The organism is Bradyrhizobium sp. Mp19 (assembly GCF_029952935.1).
GTDB lineage: Bacteria > Pseudomonadota > Alphaproteobacteria > Rhizobiales > Xanthobacteraceae > Bradyrhizobium > Bradyrhizobium elkanii.
In genome coordinates, this window is record NZ_JASAUT010000007.1 from 20,675 (window position 1) to 34,778 (window position 14,104).

12 protein-coding genes are annotated in these 14,104 nt (G+C 64.6%); 5 read left to right on the plus strand and 7 right to left on the minus strand.

Annotated features, from left to right (window positions below):
- Window positions 1–26: 26 nt before the first annotated feature.
- The 3 genes from QJT82_RS11125 to serA all read left to right on the plus strand — a co-directional run bounded on the left by QJT82_RS11125 (window position 27) and on the right by serA (window position 2,449).
- Window positions 27–323 carry a hypothetical protein gene (locus QJT82_RS11125; RefSeq protein WP_244435956.1) on the plus strand — a complete coding sequence of 99 codons (297 nt, stop codon included), beginning with the start codon at window positions 27–29 and terminating at the stop codon, window positions 321–323.
- Window positions 324–478: 155 nt separating this feature from the next.
- A complete protein-coding gene (locus tag QJT82_RS11130; RefSeq protein ID WP_028339617.1) occupies window positions 479–847 on the plus strand; it encodes a BA14K family protein in 369 nt (122 codons plus the stop codon).
- Between the two features lie 348 nt (window positions 848–1,195).
- The gene (gene serA / locus QJT82_RS11135; RefSeq protein ID WP_028339616.1) at window positions 1,196–2,449 is read left to right on the plus strand and encodes a phosphoglycerate dehydrogenase; all 1,254 of its coding nucleotides are present in this window, start codon (window positions 1,196–1,198) and stop codon (window positions 2,447–2,449) included.
- Window positions 2,450–2,458: 9 nt separating this feature from the next.
- Here serA and QJT82_RS11140 read toward each other — a convergent pair whose 3' ends face one another.
- Complete coding sequence (locus QJT82_RS11140) at window positions 2,459–3,892, minus strand: helix-turn-helix transcriptional regulator (RefSeq protein WP_028339615.1); 1,434 nt, start codon at window positions 3,890–3,892, stop codon at window positions 2,459–2,461.
- Window positions 3,893–4,037: 145 nt separating this feature from the next.
- On the opposite strand from QJT82_RS11140, the gene QJT82_RS11145 reads away from it, so the two are divergent.
- Both QJT82_RS11145 and QJT82_RS11150 read left to right on the plus strand, forming a co-directional pair.
- Window positions 4,038–5,675, plus strand: a complete 1,638-nt coding sequence (locus QJT82_RS11145; RefSeq protein ID WP_028339614.1) for an isocitrate lyase — start codon at window positions 4,038–4,040, stop codon at window positions 5,673–5,675.
- Between the two features lie 221 nt (window positions 5,676–5,896).
- Window positions 5,897–6,424 (plus strand): DUF4269 domain-containing protein, encoded by a 528-nt coding sequence (locus tag QJT82_RS11150; protein ID WP_028339613.1) that lies wholly within the window; start codon window positions 5,897–5,899, stop codon window positions 6,422–6,424.
- A 22-nt stretch (window positions 6,425–6,446) separates the two neighbouring features.
- Here QJT82_RS11150 and QJT82_RS11155 read toward each other — a convergent pair whose 3' ends face one another.
- The 6 genes from QJT82_RS11155 to QJT82_RS11180 form a co-directional block, all read right to left on the minus strand.
- Complete coding sequence (locus tag QJT82_RS11155) at window positions 6,447–7,661, minus strand: PepSY-associated TM helix domain-containing protein (protein ID WP_028339612.1); 1,215 nt, start codon at window positions 7,659–7,661, stop codon at window positions 6,447–6,449.
- Complete coding sequence (locus QJT82_RS11160; RefSeq protein WP_245288675.1) at window positions 7,661–9,910, minus strand: TonB-dependent siderophore receptor; 2,250 nt, start codon at window positions 9,908–9,910, stop codon at window positions 7,661–7,663. The genes QJT82_RS11155 and QJT82_RS11160 overlap by 1 nt, the downstream gene beginning before the upstream one ends.
- Before the next feature lie 363 nt (window positions 9,911–10,273).
- Complete coding sequence (locus QJT82_RS11165) at window positions 10,274–10,507, minus strand: hypothetical protein (protein ID WP_028339610.1); 234 nt, start codon at window positions 10,505–10,507, stop codon at window positions 10,274–10,276.
- A 208-nt stretch (window positions 10,508–10,715) separates the two neighbouring features.
- Window positions 10,716–11,642 (minus strand): acyl-CoA thioesterase domain-containing protein, encoded by a 927-nt coding sequence (locus tag QJT82_RS11170; protein ID WP_051447766.1) that lies wholly within the window; start codon window positions 11,640–11,642, stop codon window positions 10,716–10,718.
- 5 nt (window positions 11,643–11,647) lie between these two features.
- Window positions 11,648–12,763: a hypothetical protein gene (locus tag QJT82_RS11175; RefSeq protein ID WP_028339609.1), complete on the minus strand. Its 1,116-nt coding sequence runs from the start codon at window positions 12,761–12,763 to the stop codon at window positions 11,648–11,650.
- A 50-nt stretch (window positions 12,764–12,813) separates the two neighbouring features.
- The gene (locus QJT82_RS11180; protein ID WP_259244525.1) at window positions 12,814–14,037 is read right to left on the minus strand and encodes an ABC transporter substrate-binding protein; all 1,224 of its coding nucleotides are present in this window, start codon (window positions 14,035–14,037) and stop codon (window positions 12,814–12,816) included.
- Window positions 14,038–14,104: the final 67 nt, after the last annotated feature.

Below are 14,104 nucleotides of genomic sequence, written 5' to 3' on the forward strand. Positions count from 1 at the left end.
GCACCGGCGTTCCCATGGTAACGGGCATGACGCACAAGACCTGGATGATCTTCCCGTCGGTCAATCCCGGTGCCGCCCTCGACAAGGTGTCCCGCGCCGTTCTGGCGGAGGGTTTTGTCGGTGTGAACGTCGACAAGAAACTCGGCACGCTGACCACCCAACAGGAGACCACCGGATCCGGCCGGCCACAAACGTTGCAGGTCGTCGTCCGCAAGGACGGCAAGGGCAGCCGCGTCGATGCGACCTTCAGCTTGCCGCCGGGACAGTTGGCTCCAGGTGTCGGCGATAACCTCTGCCGCGTCGTCAACGCAGCCGGCCAATGAGCTCCATCCATCTGTGAAGCAGGCTGACGCGCGAATTGTAACCGGCCGCGCGTGTCCGGGTGTCGTCCGGTCCGGGACCGGGCGAGCCCATCCATGTCGAGGGAACCGGGACGCAGGTGCCGGCCTGCGCCCACAGCAATGAAGCAGGAGATATGATGCGTAGGGCTCGCTTTGCGAAAGTTGTTTTGATGGCCGCCACCGGTGCCATGGTGTTTTCGGCCTCCGCCATTTCGGCTCCGTTGCAGCACGGTGCCGGCGTTGCGGCGGCAGTGCCGTCGTTGACCGAGAAGGTCTGGTGCCGTTACGGGCAGTGCTATGACAATGGCGGCGGCGCTGCCGTCGGCGGACTGGTCGGTGGTCTGATCGGCGGCGTCATCGCGGCCGGTGCAGCCAACGCGGCCGCGCAGCAGGAAGCTGCCGCCGCCCAGCAGCACGCGGCGTCCTGCGCCCAGCGCTATCGCTCGTACGATGCGGCGTCGAATACGTTCCAGGCAAAGGACGGCCGGCGGTATCCCTGCCAGTGAGCCTGCAGCAGGCTTGCGGCACCGGAACGGCGGAGTGAAACCGCCGCTCCAGGCAATAATCCTCGGCGCCGAGCTGAGCACGAATGGAGCTCCGGCCAGTGAGCCGGAGCAGGCGTTCGAGCGCCCCAGGAGCCGCAACGTGGCTTCTGGCGGCGAATTGGCCAGGACCTTTGACTGAACGGGTTCCCGCGCTGCGCCTGGATGCGCGGATCGAGCGGATTTATCGGGAATCGCAGACCCGGGCGGCCCACGGCGGCTTCTGACCCGATCGTTTTCTATGCTATCACGCGATCCGTCGAAACTGCGCTCGTGGCAGGATCTGCCCGAACCTTACGAATCCGGATCTCGATGATGCTGTCGCTTCCCAAGACCAAAATACGCGTGCTGCTGCTGGAGGGCGTGAACGAATCCGCGGCCCGGATGTTCGAGGCGAACGGCTACACCGAGCTGCAACGTCTGCCCAAGGCGCTGGGTCCGAAAGAACTCCGGCAGGCGCTGTCGGGTATCCATATGCTGGGAATTCGCTCGCGGACCCAGTTGACCGCGGAAATCCTGGAGGCTGCCGACCGATTGCTCGTGGTCGGCTGCTTCTCGGTCGGCACCAATCAGGTCGATCTCGACGCCGCGCGGAAGCTCGGAATCCCCGTCTTCAACGCGCCATACTCCAACACCCGCAGTGTGGCGGAGCTGACCATCGCCGAGATCGTGATGCTGTTCCGCCGGATCTTTCCGCGTTCGGTCTCCGCGCATGCCGGCGGCTGGGACAAGTCCGCCGAAGGCAGCCGCGAGGTGCGCGGCAAGACGCTCGGCATCGTCGGCTACGGCAACATCGGCTCGCAGCTGTCGAACCTCGCCGAAGCCATGGGCATGCGCGTGATCTATTTTGATCAGACCGACAAGCTCCGCCATGGCAATACCGAGCCCGCCGAATCGCTCGACGCGTTGCTCGCAGCCAGCGACGTCGTATCGCTGCATGTGCCGGAGACGCCGGCCACCGCCAACATGATTGGCGCCGCCCAGCTCCAGCTGATGAAGCCTGAGGCCTATCTGATCAACAACTCGCGCGGCACCGTGGTCGATCTCGATGCGCTGGCGAGCGCCCTGCGTGAGGGCCGGCTGGCGGGTGCCGCGGTCGATGTGTTTCCGGTCGAGCCGGTGTCGAACGAGGCGCGCTTTGTCTCGCCGCTGCAAGGTCTCCCTAACGTCATCCTCACGCCGCATGTCGGCGGTTCGACGGAAGAGGCACAGGATCGGATCGGCGGCGAAGTTGCACGCAAGCTGATCGATTATTCCGATGTTGGGTCGACCTTCGGCGCGGTCAATTTTCCGCAGGTGCAATTGCCGGCGCGACCGACCGGCACCCGTTTCATCCATGTTCATCGCAACGTTCCCGGCGTCATGCGCCAGGTCAACGACGCGGTCTCCCGGCACGGGATCAACATCCTGGCGCAATATCTGCAGACCGATCCGGAAGTCGGCTATGTCGTGCTCGAGACCGACGTGGTTGGCGGCGAGGGCGAGGGACTGCTGGCCGATTTGAGAGCCATTGACGGCACGATCCGCGTGCGGGTGCTGTACGACCAGAACCGGCCGCAGGGGTGATCGACTTCGTCAATCAGCCGAGAACCCGAACGGAACGCTCGAGGTCCTGAAATCGTCGGGAAGAATCTCGCGCCCGATCGGCGGCGCCGACCGTGCCGCGCATCTCGGGCGATGACAGACCCGGCATGCGACGCCGATCGGCGTCGGCTCGTCGGCGTTCGGCCCCTGTCCGTCGCGCGTGTAGATCAACTGGCCCGCATGTTCGGCGGCGCAGCCGATCGCGATCGCCCGCTCCACGCGGATGGCGCCGAACGCGCCGCCGCCGGCGGTCACGGTACGGGCGATCGAAAAGAACCGCTGCCCGTCGGGCAATTCCAGCCATTGCGTGACGATCTGGCGCGGCGTCTTGAAGATATCGTGCACTGACCAAAGCGGACATGCGCCGCCGTGCTTTGCAAACGGGAAGCCGGCGCCGTCAAGCAGCTTGGAAATGTTGCCGGCCGGATCGACCCGGATCAGGAAGAACGGGACCTTCTCCAGACCCGGCCGTTGCAAGGTCGTGACGCGGTGCGCGATCTGCTCGAAGCTGGTGCCGAATTGCCGCGCCAGCGCCTCCAGATCGTAGCGGCGCGCCTCTACCGCTTTCGCGAACGCGGAATACGGCATGATGAGTGCAGCGGCGGCATAGGCCGCAAGCGCACGGCGGGCCAGCAACTCGGCGCTTTTGGTCGTGAACTTGCCGGCTTCGACGGCGGCGCCGATTTCGTTTTCCAGTTCCAGATAGGCAAGTTGCTTGGCCAGCTGAAAATTCAGGCCCGCGGTATCGAGCGAGTCCTCGAGCAGCAATTGTCTGCGATGCAGGTCCAGTCGCCTGATCGAACCCAGCATGACGTTCGGCGGCAGATAGCGGACCTGGAGTTTATGCCGCTCCCGAAGCCGCTCGATAAATCCGGCCGGCCCGGCAGGTTCGTGGACGAGCCGCTCGGCGGCATCGTCGAGGCTGGCAAAATTGTTGCGGCGCGCGGCGAGAAAGCGCCGGACTTCCGCGACGGGATCGTTGGCGTCAAAGTTCTCCTGACCCGGTGAAGCGATCGCTAGGTCCGGAGCTCGTCGCTCTGCAAGCGCCAGCTGCTCTTCGCGGTAGGCGGTGTAGAGGCGCAGGAACGCCTCGGTCATTCCGGGATAGCTGACCGCGAGGTCGCTGACCTCGAGCGCGGGGATGTCGATGTCGGCAAACATCGGCTCCTTCAGGACGGACTGCATGCGGGCGGTATGATCGGCGCCGCCGTCACCGGCGAGGTCGGCCAGATCGATCTTGTAGGTTCGGGCGAGCCGCAGCAGCATATCGGCCGTCACCGGGCGCTGATTGCGTTCCAGCAGCGCCACATAGGGGGCCGAGATTTCGAGATCGGCGGCCATGTCGGCCTGGGTCAGCCCGAGGTCGCGCCGCAGCCGGCGCAGTCGCGGACCCATGAAAACGGAACGGGCGCTTGAGGTTACCATCGCCATATCCAAGATTTGTAAGATTCTTACAACAATACATCGGTTTCTTGTAAGTTATGACAAGTTTTCCGCGCCAGGTCTAGCTCCCGATGGCGCCGCGCGTCACAAACGGTGCAGTTATTTCGTCACCGAAGGGATCACGGACATGAACTTCCAACCGCGCGGGATCAGCGACCGGGCCATCCAGGGACCGGCTTCGTATCAGAGCGAGATCGAGGCGGCCGAAGCGCTGCTCAAGGGCAAGGACACCTGGAACGGCGTCACCGCCGAAGCCGTGGCGCGGATGCGCCTGCAGAATCGCTTCAAGACCGGTCTGGATGTCGCCCGCTACACGGCCGCGCTGATGCGCGCCGACATGGCGGCCTATGACGCCGACAGCACCAAGTACACCCAGTCGCTCGGCTGCTGGCACGGCTTCATCGCCCAGCAGAAGCTGATTTCGGTCAAGAAGCACTTCGGCAATACCGACCGCCGCTATCTGTATCTGTCCGGCTGGATGATCGCGGCGCTGCGCTCCGAGTTCGGCCCGCTGCCCGATCAGTCGATGCACGAGAAGACCTCGGTGCCGGCGCTGATCGAAGAGCTCTACATCTTCCTGCGCCAGGCGGATTCGCGTGAGCTCAACGACATCTTCCGCGCGCTCGACGCGGCGCGCAAGGAAGGCGACAAGGCCAAGGAAAAGGCGTTGATCGAGAAGATCGACAACTTCCAGACCCACGTCGTGCCCGTCATCGCCGACATCGACGCCGGCTTCGGCAATGCCGAGGCGACCTATCTGCTTGCCAAGAAGATGATCGAGGCGGGCGCCTGCGCGCTGCAGATCGAGAACCAGGTCTCCGACGAGAAGCAGTGCGGCCACCAGGACGGCAAGGTGACCGTGCCGCACGAGGTGTTCATCGCGAAGATCCGCGCCTGCCGCCATGCGTTCCTCGAGCTCGGCGTCGAAGACGGCATCATCGTGACCCGTACCGACTCGCTCGGCGCCGGCCTGACCCAGCAGATCGCCGTGAGCCATAAGCCCGGCGACCTCGGCGATCAGTACAACAGCTTCCTCGACTGCGAGGAAGTGACGGCGGCCAATGCGCGCAACGGCGACGTCATCATCAACCAGAACGGCAAGATGATGCGTCCGAAGCGTCTGCCCAGCAACCTCTACCAGTTCCGTCCCGGCACCGGTGCGGATCGCTGCGTGCTCGACTGCATCACCTCGCTGCAGAACGGCGCCGACCTCTTGTGGATCGAGACCGAGAAGCCGCATATCGAGCAGATCGCCTCGATGGTCGATCGCATCCGCAAGGTCATTCCGAACGCGAAGCTGGCGTACAACAACTCGCCGTCGTTCAACTGGACGATCAACTTCCGTTGGCAGGTCTATGACGCGATGAAGGATGCCGGCAAGGATGTCAGCAAGTACAACCGTGCCGAGCTGATGAAGCCGGAATACGACGAGACGCCGCTGGCGATCGAAGCCGACGAGCGCATCCGTACCTTCCAGGCGGATTCGGCCAAGCGCGCCGGCATCTTCCACCATCTGATCACGTTGCCGACCTATCACACGGCGGCGCTGTCGACCGACAATCTCGCGAAGGAGTATTTCGGCGAGCAGGGCATGCTTGGCTACGTCAAGAACGTGCAGCGCGCGGAGATCCGCCAGGGCATCGCCTGCGCCAAGCATCAGAACATGGCGGGCTCCGACATCGGCGACGATCACAAGGAGTACTTCGCCGGTGAGGCTGCCCTCAAGGCGGGCGGCGCCCACAACACGATGAACCAGTTCGGCTAATCGATCGAACGGATCATTCGACTATCGGCTGGACGGTCTGGCGCGCGAGCAGCCTGGCCTGTCCGCCGGCGGCGGGGCGATTTTCGACCACGGTGACGCGGTCGAGATCGCCCCGTAACGTTTTTGGCCACGATCCCCTCAAGCCCGCCCACTTGCAGAGGTTCGCACGTTCCACGCGCGTGTGGTAATGCGTCGCTGCGATCTTGAGGGCATGCCACGCGATGAGTGTCGGGCACTACGCATCCGCTGTCACCAGCTCCGCCGTGATGGAACGGCTGAAGCCGTTCGATCCCCGTATCGTCGGAACGCTGCCGCTCGGCCTCGCCGTGCCCGGCAGCGACATCGATATCGTCTGCCATGCGTCCGACCCGAACGCATTCGCGGACAACGTTTGGGCGCACTACCAAGCGTGCGATGATTTCGTCCTCTTCCGGTGGACCTCGAGGACGCGGCCGGTGATTGCCCGCTTTGTGTGCGACGGCTGGCCGTTCGAACTGTTCGGTGATCAACGTCCGGTGGAGCAGCAACGAGGCTGGATCCACTTCGAGGTCGAACGGCGGCTGCTTGCACTTGATGATGGACGGCTGCGGCGAGCCGTCAGCGAATTGAGGGCAGGCGGTCTCAAGACCGAGCCTGCGTTCGCTACCGTGCTCGGGATATCGGGCGATCCCTATCGTGGATTGCTTGAGCTCGCGGCCGAACCGGACGCCGAGTTACATGCCCGGCTCGCGGCGTGCGATTTCGGCTGATCGCCAAATTGATGAAACGGCTTCATTCGCCCGGAACGAGGTGGCCGACCGGCTGCCGCGCGAGCCGCCGGTGCCTGCGACGGGACAGATAAAGCAGCAGGCCGGTCACGGCAAACAGCGGCATCATGGCGGCGGCCAGCATGAAGGCGAGCTTGCCGGGCCATCCCAGGATGGCGCCGCGGTGGATGTCGAGCACGCTGGCGAGGACGCGCTCGCCAAACGTCTTGTCGGTGTAGCGATCCGATGAGATGACGCGGCCGGTGAGGGCATCGATACGGAATTCGTCACGCACGCTCTCGAGCGTCGAATCCTGCGGCCATGACCGCACGCGCACGGCCGTGCCCGCGCCGAGCGGCAGCGTTATGAGGGCCCTTCCGTAACTGTTGTTCTCCTGCTGCAGGAACGCCGACCAGACGTGATCGAAGGCAAGCGGCTTCGCTTCGGTCTTGGCTTCGGCTTTGGCGTCACCTTTGCTCTCGGCAGCCGACGCGCTGCGCGGCGGCTTTGATGGCATCGCCGCGGCTGTGGCCTGAGGCCGCGCGAACAGCCAGTTGGCGCCGGCCTTGTACCACTCGAACGAGTACCACAGGCCGGTCAGCGTCATCACCAGATAGACCGGCAGCACCCAGGTCCCGATCACGGCGTGCAGCGAGCGATGCAGGCCGCGGCCGCGCAGTCCCAGATTCGGCTTCAGCCACATCTTGACGCTGCGCGCACGACGCGGCCAGCGCAGCGCGAGGCCGGTGATCAGCATTACGATCAGGCAGATCGCGGCTGAGCCGGTGATCTTGCGGCCGATGCCATTGCCGTCGCCCGGCAACAGCAGCCAGCGATGCAGCTTGCGGACGGTTGCGAAAAAGTCCTCGCCGCGCGGCGAGCCGAGCACGTGCCCATCATAGGGGTCGACATAGACCGAGGACGGCCGCGTGCCGCCTTCGCTGCGAGCAAAACGGATGCGGTGCGCGGCCGATGGATCGCTCGACATCGTCACGGCCGAGACCTTGCCGAAATCGCCCGCCGCCGCTAGCCGCGCGATCAACTCGTCCGGCGTGAGCCGCCGGGCCGCACTGGCCTCGACGCGCATCATCTGACTGTTCAGGCTGGCCTCGATCTCGTCCTCAAAGGCCATCGTCGCGCCGGTGAGGCCGACCAGGGCCCACAGCAGCGCCAGCACAAGACCGACCAGGGAATGGACCTGCAGCAGTGCAGCCTTGATCGGGCGCCGAACGTCACTCATCAGAATTTCACCGTCGCCGAGAGCGAGAAGCGCCGCGCGTCGCCCATCGCGACCGTCAGGATGCTGTTGGCTGAAGGGTAGTAGACCGTGTCGAACAGGTTCTTGACGTTGAACTGGTAGATGACCGGGAACGACTGGACCTTGGTCTCGTAGGTCGCAAACACGTCCGCGACCGTGTAGGCCGGCAGCACGAAGCTGTTCGCGGCATCGCCGGGCCGGTCGCCGACATAGCGCGCGCCGCCGCCGAGGCGAAGCCGGCCGGGCAGGGTGGTGCCGAAATCATAGACGAGGTAGAGCGACGCGGTGTTCAGCGCAACGTTCTGCAGGGCGTTTCCGGCGAGCGTCGGGTCCTCGGTGACGCGTGCGTCGGTATAGCCATAGCTGCCGATCATGCTCCAGTTGTCAGTCAGCCTGCCGGTGACGTCGAGTTCGACACCGCGCGAGCGAACCTTGCCGGCGGTGCGGTACTCGACGATACCGGTCGAGGGGTTGAGCTGCGAAACCAGAACGTTCTTCTTGTCGATGTCGTAGAGCGCAAGCGTGCCGGAGATCCGTTTGTTGAAGTCGAACTTGACGCCGGTCTCCCACTGGGTGCCCTCTTCGGGCGCGATGTTGGAGCCGATCACGACGCCGCCGGTGAGCGGCGCGATGGTCGAGGTCGGCTTCAGTGATTGCGTGTAGCTCGCATAGAGCGAGACCTGGTCGGTGAGCCTGAAGATGGCGCCGCCGAGCGGCAGCGCCTTGTCCGCCGAGACGTTGGTATTGGTGATGAACGGGCGGCCCTTGCCGGCGATCTGGTCGTATTCCATGTAGCGCACGCCGCCGACCAGCGCGAAGCGCTCGGTCAGATGCAGCGTGTCCTGGAAGAACAGCGACCACTGGCCGAGCTTGTCGGTCTGGGCGCTGTCGGCCGCGGACACCGTGGTGCCCGGCGTGATCAGCCCATAGACCGGATTGTAGAAGTTAAAGCTCGGGGTCGCCTGCCGGATCAGGTTGTCGCGATAGATCGTGCGGTACTGGCCGTCGCCGCCGAACAGCACTTCGTTGCGCATATCGCCGAGCCAGACATTGCCCTGCAAATAGGAGGTGCCGTAGCTGGCATTGCTGAGCGAGCCCTGGGTACCGTCATTGCTGCGGGTCTCGACGCCGGTCTTGGCGTTGACGCCGGTGATGCGGAGCTGGTTGGCGCTGAAGGTTTCGGTGTTGTAGCTGTAGGCCGCGAACAGCTTCCAGTCTTGGTTCAATCGGTGCTCGACCGACGCCTGCATCAGGTCGGAGGTGCCCCACATGTTGTTGAAGGGCTCGTCGAGCCGCCGCGTCGCGGGGATCGCCAGCGGCGCCTTGGTCGCGGAATCGAATGCGGTGCCGCGGTCGAACGGCGTGATGAATTCGCGGTGCTCATAGTTGAGCTGGACGGTGGTGTTTTCGCCGTACCAGGCCAGCGACGGTGCGACCAGCATTTCGCGATGGCGCCCGAAATTGCGCCAGTAGTCCTCGCTCACGCCATAACCGATGAAGCGATAGGCGAGTCCGCGATCGCCGATCGGGCCGGTGATGTCGATGGTGCCGTCGGCTCCGGTCCTGGAGTTGGCGTAAGTCGAGCCGAGCAGGGTCACCGAACCATGCTGATAGAGCTCGGGGCGCTTGCTGATCGTGTTGACGATACCGCCGGGATCCATGATGCCATAAAGCAGCGACGCCGGGCCCTTCAGCACCTCGACGCTTTCGACCGCGGCGTTGAGGCTGCGGCCCTGCACCAGCGGCATGCCGTTGCGCATGATCGAGCCGTCGCGGTTGTCGCCGAAGCCACGGCGCATCACCGCATCCTGGGTGCCGGCCAGCGTATTGGCCTGGGTGACGCCGCTGACATTGGCCAGCGCGTCATCGAGGTTGCGCGGCAGCTGATCCTTCAGCACTTGCTCGGGCACGACGTTGACCGTCTGCGAGGTGTCGAGCGGCGAGGCGCCGCTGCGCAGCGTGGTTGAGCTTGGCATCGCGCGATAGTGGAGCTTGGCTTCGTTGAGCACCGCGGCGGCAGCTGCCGCGCGCTCCGACGGTGTCGGCGGCGCCGGTTGGGCATTCCGGCTGCGCTGCCGTGCCGCGGCGGCCGCCTGCGTCCGCTGCGCCGGCTTTGCCGCGGCGGCCGCCGGCTTGCGCTTCTGCGTCGGCTGGTCGACCGAAACAGGCGGCAACGGGACGCTTGATTGGGCGTTTGCCGGCGTTGCCGCGGAGGCGACATCGGTGAGCAGGAATGCTGCGCCGATCAGCAGATGGGTGCGGCCCTTGTCGGCGGCATTTCGACGGTCGCCGACAACCCGGCCACCAGCATTCACAGGCACTCTTGGACTTCCGATTCACGCGCACTTGGTCACGCCGCGCCTCTAGCAGTCGGCGCGCGCGAAAAGAACCGGAGCAAACTTGAATCTCTCTAACCGGAATGGATTTGAATCGTTCTAAGACGCGACAGGGCCCGCGCGTGTGCGCGAGCCCTGAACCCCGTAACTTGCTTGTCGCGTCTGCGCGTCAAATGGCCGTGCCATCGTTGCCCGAGGCTGCAGCCGTCGTCCTGTCACATCTCAGGTGTATGGTTCGCCGTATGCCGCGCGATGTACTCACGACATCGCTAGGCTGACCGGTGCAGAGCCGACCATTCCCGTGCTGACGCCGTCGCGGGCCATCGATTCGATCGTGCCCCAGTTCTCGCGAAAGATCCGCGCCGCCTCGTTGGCGCTTTCCGCCTGGATCGTCAGACTGCACGCGCGTCTCGTGCCGTTGCTGGCGAGCTGGAAGTAGAGAACATATCCAGACGATTCCGCACTCCGTGCGGCCAGCGGTGCCTGCTGCATGTAGGTTTTCCCCAAAGTGTTTTTGTTGCGCCACCCGCAGGCAGGATTTGACAGGGATGCGGCACAGTCGTGGTCGCGATCGAGCTAAGCTGAACGTTTGTTCATTTTGTTGGCCGGTGTTGCCAGGATTCAACACCGGGTGGAACTTGCTGTAGCGCGTCATTGCAACTAAGCCGCGATCGCGGCATCAGCTCAACCGTCGTGGCGTCTACGCGTCGCCCTCTGGATGGACCATCAGCGTCTCTTGGATCGCGGTGGCGAGCATCGCGCCGTCACGGTCGTGGACGCGCGCGATCGACAGCCCGCGGCCGCCATCGGCGCAGGGGCTCTCGGTTTCGACATGCATCCAGGCGTCCGGCGAAAATACGCGATGAAACCAGATGCAATGGTTGAGGCTCGATAGATAGAGCGGCGCGCGCGCCTGCAAGGCGTCGAGATGGCCGCCGATGCTGGAGAAGTTGAGCCACCAGTCCGAGAGATAGGCGAACACCGCGGCCTGTGCGCGGGAACCGGCGGTGAGCGGCTGCCTGGATCTGATCCAGAAGCGCAGACATGGCCCTGCCGTCGTGGCCGAGAGCTGGCGTTCGATCTCCGGAATACGGAAATCCATGCTGGGCTTGATGTGCTGGGAATATGGGCCGAGCGGCCGCAACTGCGCCATCAGTGCGTCGGGGATCATGCTCAGATCGGGCAGGCTTTCGGGATCCTCCGGTCGTGCGAACGGCACCGCGTGCCGCGGGCCCGGCTGCGGCGCGCAGAATGTGGCCTGCGCGCTGAGCACGGTACGCCCGTCGCCTTGCGTGCCGACGATATGGCGGGAGGAAAATCGCTTGCCGTCCTGCAGAACCTCCACGTCAAACGTGATGCGCCTGACAGGATCGGCGCCGCGCAGGAACAGGAGCTGCAGCATCGCGGCGGGACGATCTTCGGGCGCGCTGAGGGTCGCGGCCATCATCGCCTGGCCAAGGATCTGGCCGCCATAGGACCGGCCATTGAGATTGCCGTCGCCGAAGCGGCTGCGATAGCGGAGCGGGGCGATCGTCTCGAGCGAGACCAGCGCCTCGGCTGCTCGGTTGTCCCATTGATCGCACGTGGATTCGCTGGCTTCCGCGACGCGCTTGCCTTGCCCGTCCATTCCGATCACATCGCCGGGAATTTCTGCGGGCCCGGATAGAGCGGATAGCCGGCGGCGACACCGTATTCGCTGATGCCAAATCCGGTCTCGTTGCCGCTCTCGAGCCGGACGACATGATCCGACAGCGTCCGTGCGATGGCGCGCGTCGCCGCATCGTCGAGGTTCCAGATGTCGTGCCCGGCATGGCTCTCGCCGCGGTCGTCGCCATGGGTCCAGCCTTGCAGGCCGCCATACATGCCGGCCTTCAGATAGAATCGCGTCGGCAGTCCATGCATCCTGACGCGGCGCGGCTCGCCGCGCTCGAACGCGAAGGTGAAGTCGGCCACAGCGATGGTCTGGCCGAGCGGATCGTCGGCCCATTCGATCGCGTGCTCGACCGAGGTGACTTCGCGATGCGACACCGATCCGTCGGTCTCGCGGCGGAACTCGGTGCCCGAGAGGTAATGCGGCTTACCCGGCGTGCGCTCCTTGATGAAGATCGACAGCGCCGACTGTTCGAACTGGAACATCGACCAGGTCCAGAAGAAATTGCGATGGGTCGCGACCGGTGGCCTGGTCTCGTCGGTGCGCATCTCGGAGCGCAGGCCCCAGGAGCGGTCGCGCTGCCCCCACCACAGCTCGGGCTCGATGTCGTAACGCTTGCCGTCGGCGACGATCCAGCCGCGCCAGCGGCCGAATTGCGAGACGCGCGCGAGGTCTTCCTCGACGACCCCGTTGCGCTCGCGAAAATTCTGCTTCTCCTGCGCCGCCGGAAAGCTCGCCTTGAATTCGAGCGCGAAGCTGATGCCGGACGGATTGTCGGCGAGCGAGATCCTATGCAGGCTGTTACCATCGACGATCTCGATCCTGAGCCCGCCGACTTCCGTCTCTAGCGGACGGGTCCCGAGCCGGCGCGAGGCACGGAAATTGTGCTGACGCCGGCCGATGGTGATGCCGGCAAAGCCGTCCATCACGTTACGGTTCGGGTAATAGCCGAGCCCGATGTCGATCAGCAGTTCGCTGCCGTCGATCGGATGCGCGGTGTACCAGTAGCGTTCGGTGAACCTGGCATCGCCGCCGCCTGCCTTGGCAAACGGCTGCGGCGTCTGGTGGCCGATGAGATCGTCCTGGGCTGTCAGCATTGTTCTTGTCCTTGTGTTTGAGCCGGTTCGGTCGGATGGGTGGCGCGGGATCAGTCCTTGGCGGGGCCCGCGCCCACGATGTCGCCGAACAGCACCCAGGTCTTGCCGTCGAAGCGGGCGAAATGGCGCTCGGTGATCGCTGCGTAGTCCTGCGGCGTGGTCTGGATCGTGATGCCCGGCAGCAGCATCGGCAGTTCGATGCCGCTGAGATTGGTGGCCTGCTTCAGCACGTTCTCGCGCGTGAGATTGTCGCCGCAGCGCTGCAGGATGATGGCGCCGAGCTGGGCCGTGGTGTAGCCGGTCACCGCGATCACGTCGTTCGGGTCCATGCCCGGCATATATTTGGCGGCGAAGGCGAGATAGTCGGTCATGCCCTTGTCATTGGCCCAGGCCGGATCGTTCGGTGTCTTGTAGGAGGTCGTGGTCAGGATACCGGTCGAGGCCTCGATGCCCGCCGGCACCAGCACGCCGGCGATCGAATTCGCGGTCGAGCCGAGGAAGATCAGCGGCTTCCAGCCGAGCTCGTGGATCTTGCGGATCGCCATCGAGGCGAATTTGTTTTGCGCGGCGATTAGGATGGTATCGGCGCCTGATGCCTTCAGGTTCACGATCTGGGAATCGATCGTCGGCTCGGTCGATTGGTACATCGCCTCCTTGACGATCATCGTGTCGGCCCTGGCGCCGAGCCCTTCCTTCAGGCCAAGCACAAAGTCCTTGCCGATGTCGTCGGCCTGCAGCAGCACGCCGATCCTGGCATCCGGCTTCTCGCGCAGCACGTAGCGCGCGATGATCCGGGACTCGTTGACGTAGGTCGGCGAGTAGGGCGTCGTCCAGGGGAACTGCTTGGGATCGTTCCAGCGGGTGCCGCCGCTCTGCACCAAGAGATGCGGAACGCCATTGCTGTTGAGATATTTCTGGATCGCGGCGTTGGTCGGCGTGCCGAACGGCGCCATGATCGCGAGCACCTTGTCGTTCTCGACCAGCGCGCGCGTCACCTCGACGGTCTTGGGCGGGCTATAGGCGTCGTCGCGGGTCAGGAAGTTGATGCGACGGCCATTGATGCCGCCTTTCTCGTTCAGCATCGTGAAATAGGCGAGCATGGTTTTCGGGAAGCTCGCATAGATCGATGCCGGGCCGCTGTAGGGCGCATTGGCGCCGAGGATGATCTCGGTGTCGCTGACGCCGGGACCATAGGCCTTCTGAGCATTCGCTGTTCCCAGCGCGCCGGTGAGCGCGAACGCCCACATCGCAAGCGTGACGATTGGCTTCCGCATCTTCCCCTCCCATGACGCCCTCTTTTGCGGGGCTCGTTGATCCCGGCGGCGGTGCCTACAGAGGCTT

Excerpts from the sequence above, each read along its gene's own strand:
- QJT82_RS11175 (WP_028339609.1), bottom strand. The coding sequence starts at position 12,763 with ATGCTGACAGCCCAGGACGATCTCATCGGCCACCAGACGCCGCAGCCG.
- QJT82_RS11145 (WP_028339614.1), top strand. The coding sequence starts at position 4,038 with ATGAACTTCCAACCGCGCGGGATCAGCGACCGGGCCATCCAGGGACCG.
- QJT82_RS11170 (WP_051447766.1), bottom strand. The coding sequence starts at position 11,642 with ATGGACGGGCAAGGCAAGCGCGTCGCGGAAGCCAGCGAATCCACGTGC.
- serA (WP_028339616.1), top strand. The coding sequence starts at position 1,196 with ATGATGCTGTCGCTTCCCAAGACCAAAATACGCGTGCTGCTGCTGGAG.
- QJT82_RS11155 (WP_028339612.1), bottom strand. The coding sequence starts at position 7,661 with ATGAGTGACGTTCGGCGCCCGATCAAGGCTGCACTGCTGCAGGTCCAT.
- QJT82_RS11130 (WP_028339617.1), top strand. The coding sequence starts at position 479 with ATGCGTAGGGCTCGCTTTGCGAAAGTTGTTTTGATGGCCGCCACCGGT.
- QJT82_RS11140 (WP_028339615.1), bottom strand. The coding sequence starts at position 3,892 with ATGGTAACCTCAAGCGCCCGTTCCGTTTTCATGGGTCCGCGACTGCGC.
- QJT82_RS11165 (WP_028339610.1), bottom strand. The coding sequence starts at position 10,507 with ATGCAGCAGGCACCGCTGGCCGCACGGAGTGCGGAATCGTCTGGATAT.
- QJT82_RS11180 (WP_259244525.1), bottom strand. The coding sequence starts at position 14,037 with ATGCGGAAGCCAATCGTCACGCTTGCGATGTGGGCGTTCGCGCTCACC.
- QJT82_RS11125 (WP_244435956.1), top strand. The coding sequence starts at position 27 with ATGACGCACAAGACCTGGATGATCTTCCCGTCGGTCAATCCCGGTGCC.
- QJT82_RS11150 (WP_028339613.1), top strand. The coding sequence starts at position 5,897 with ATGAGTGTCGGGCACTACGCATCCGCTGTCACCAGCTCCGCCGTGATG.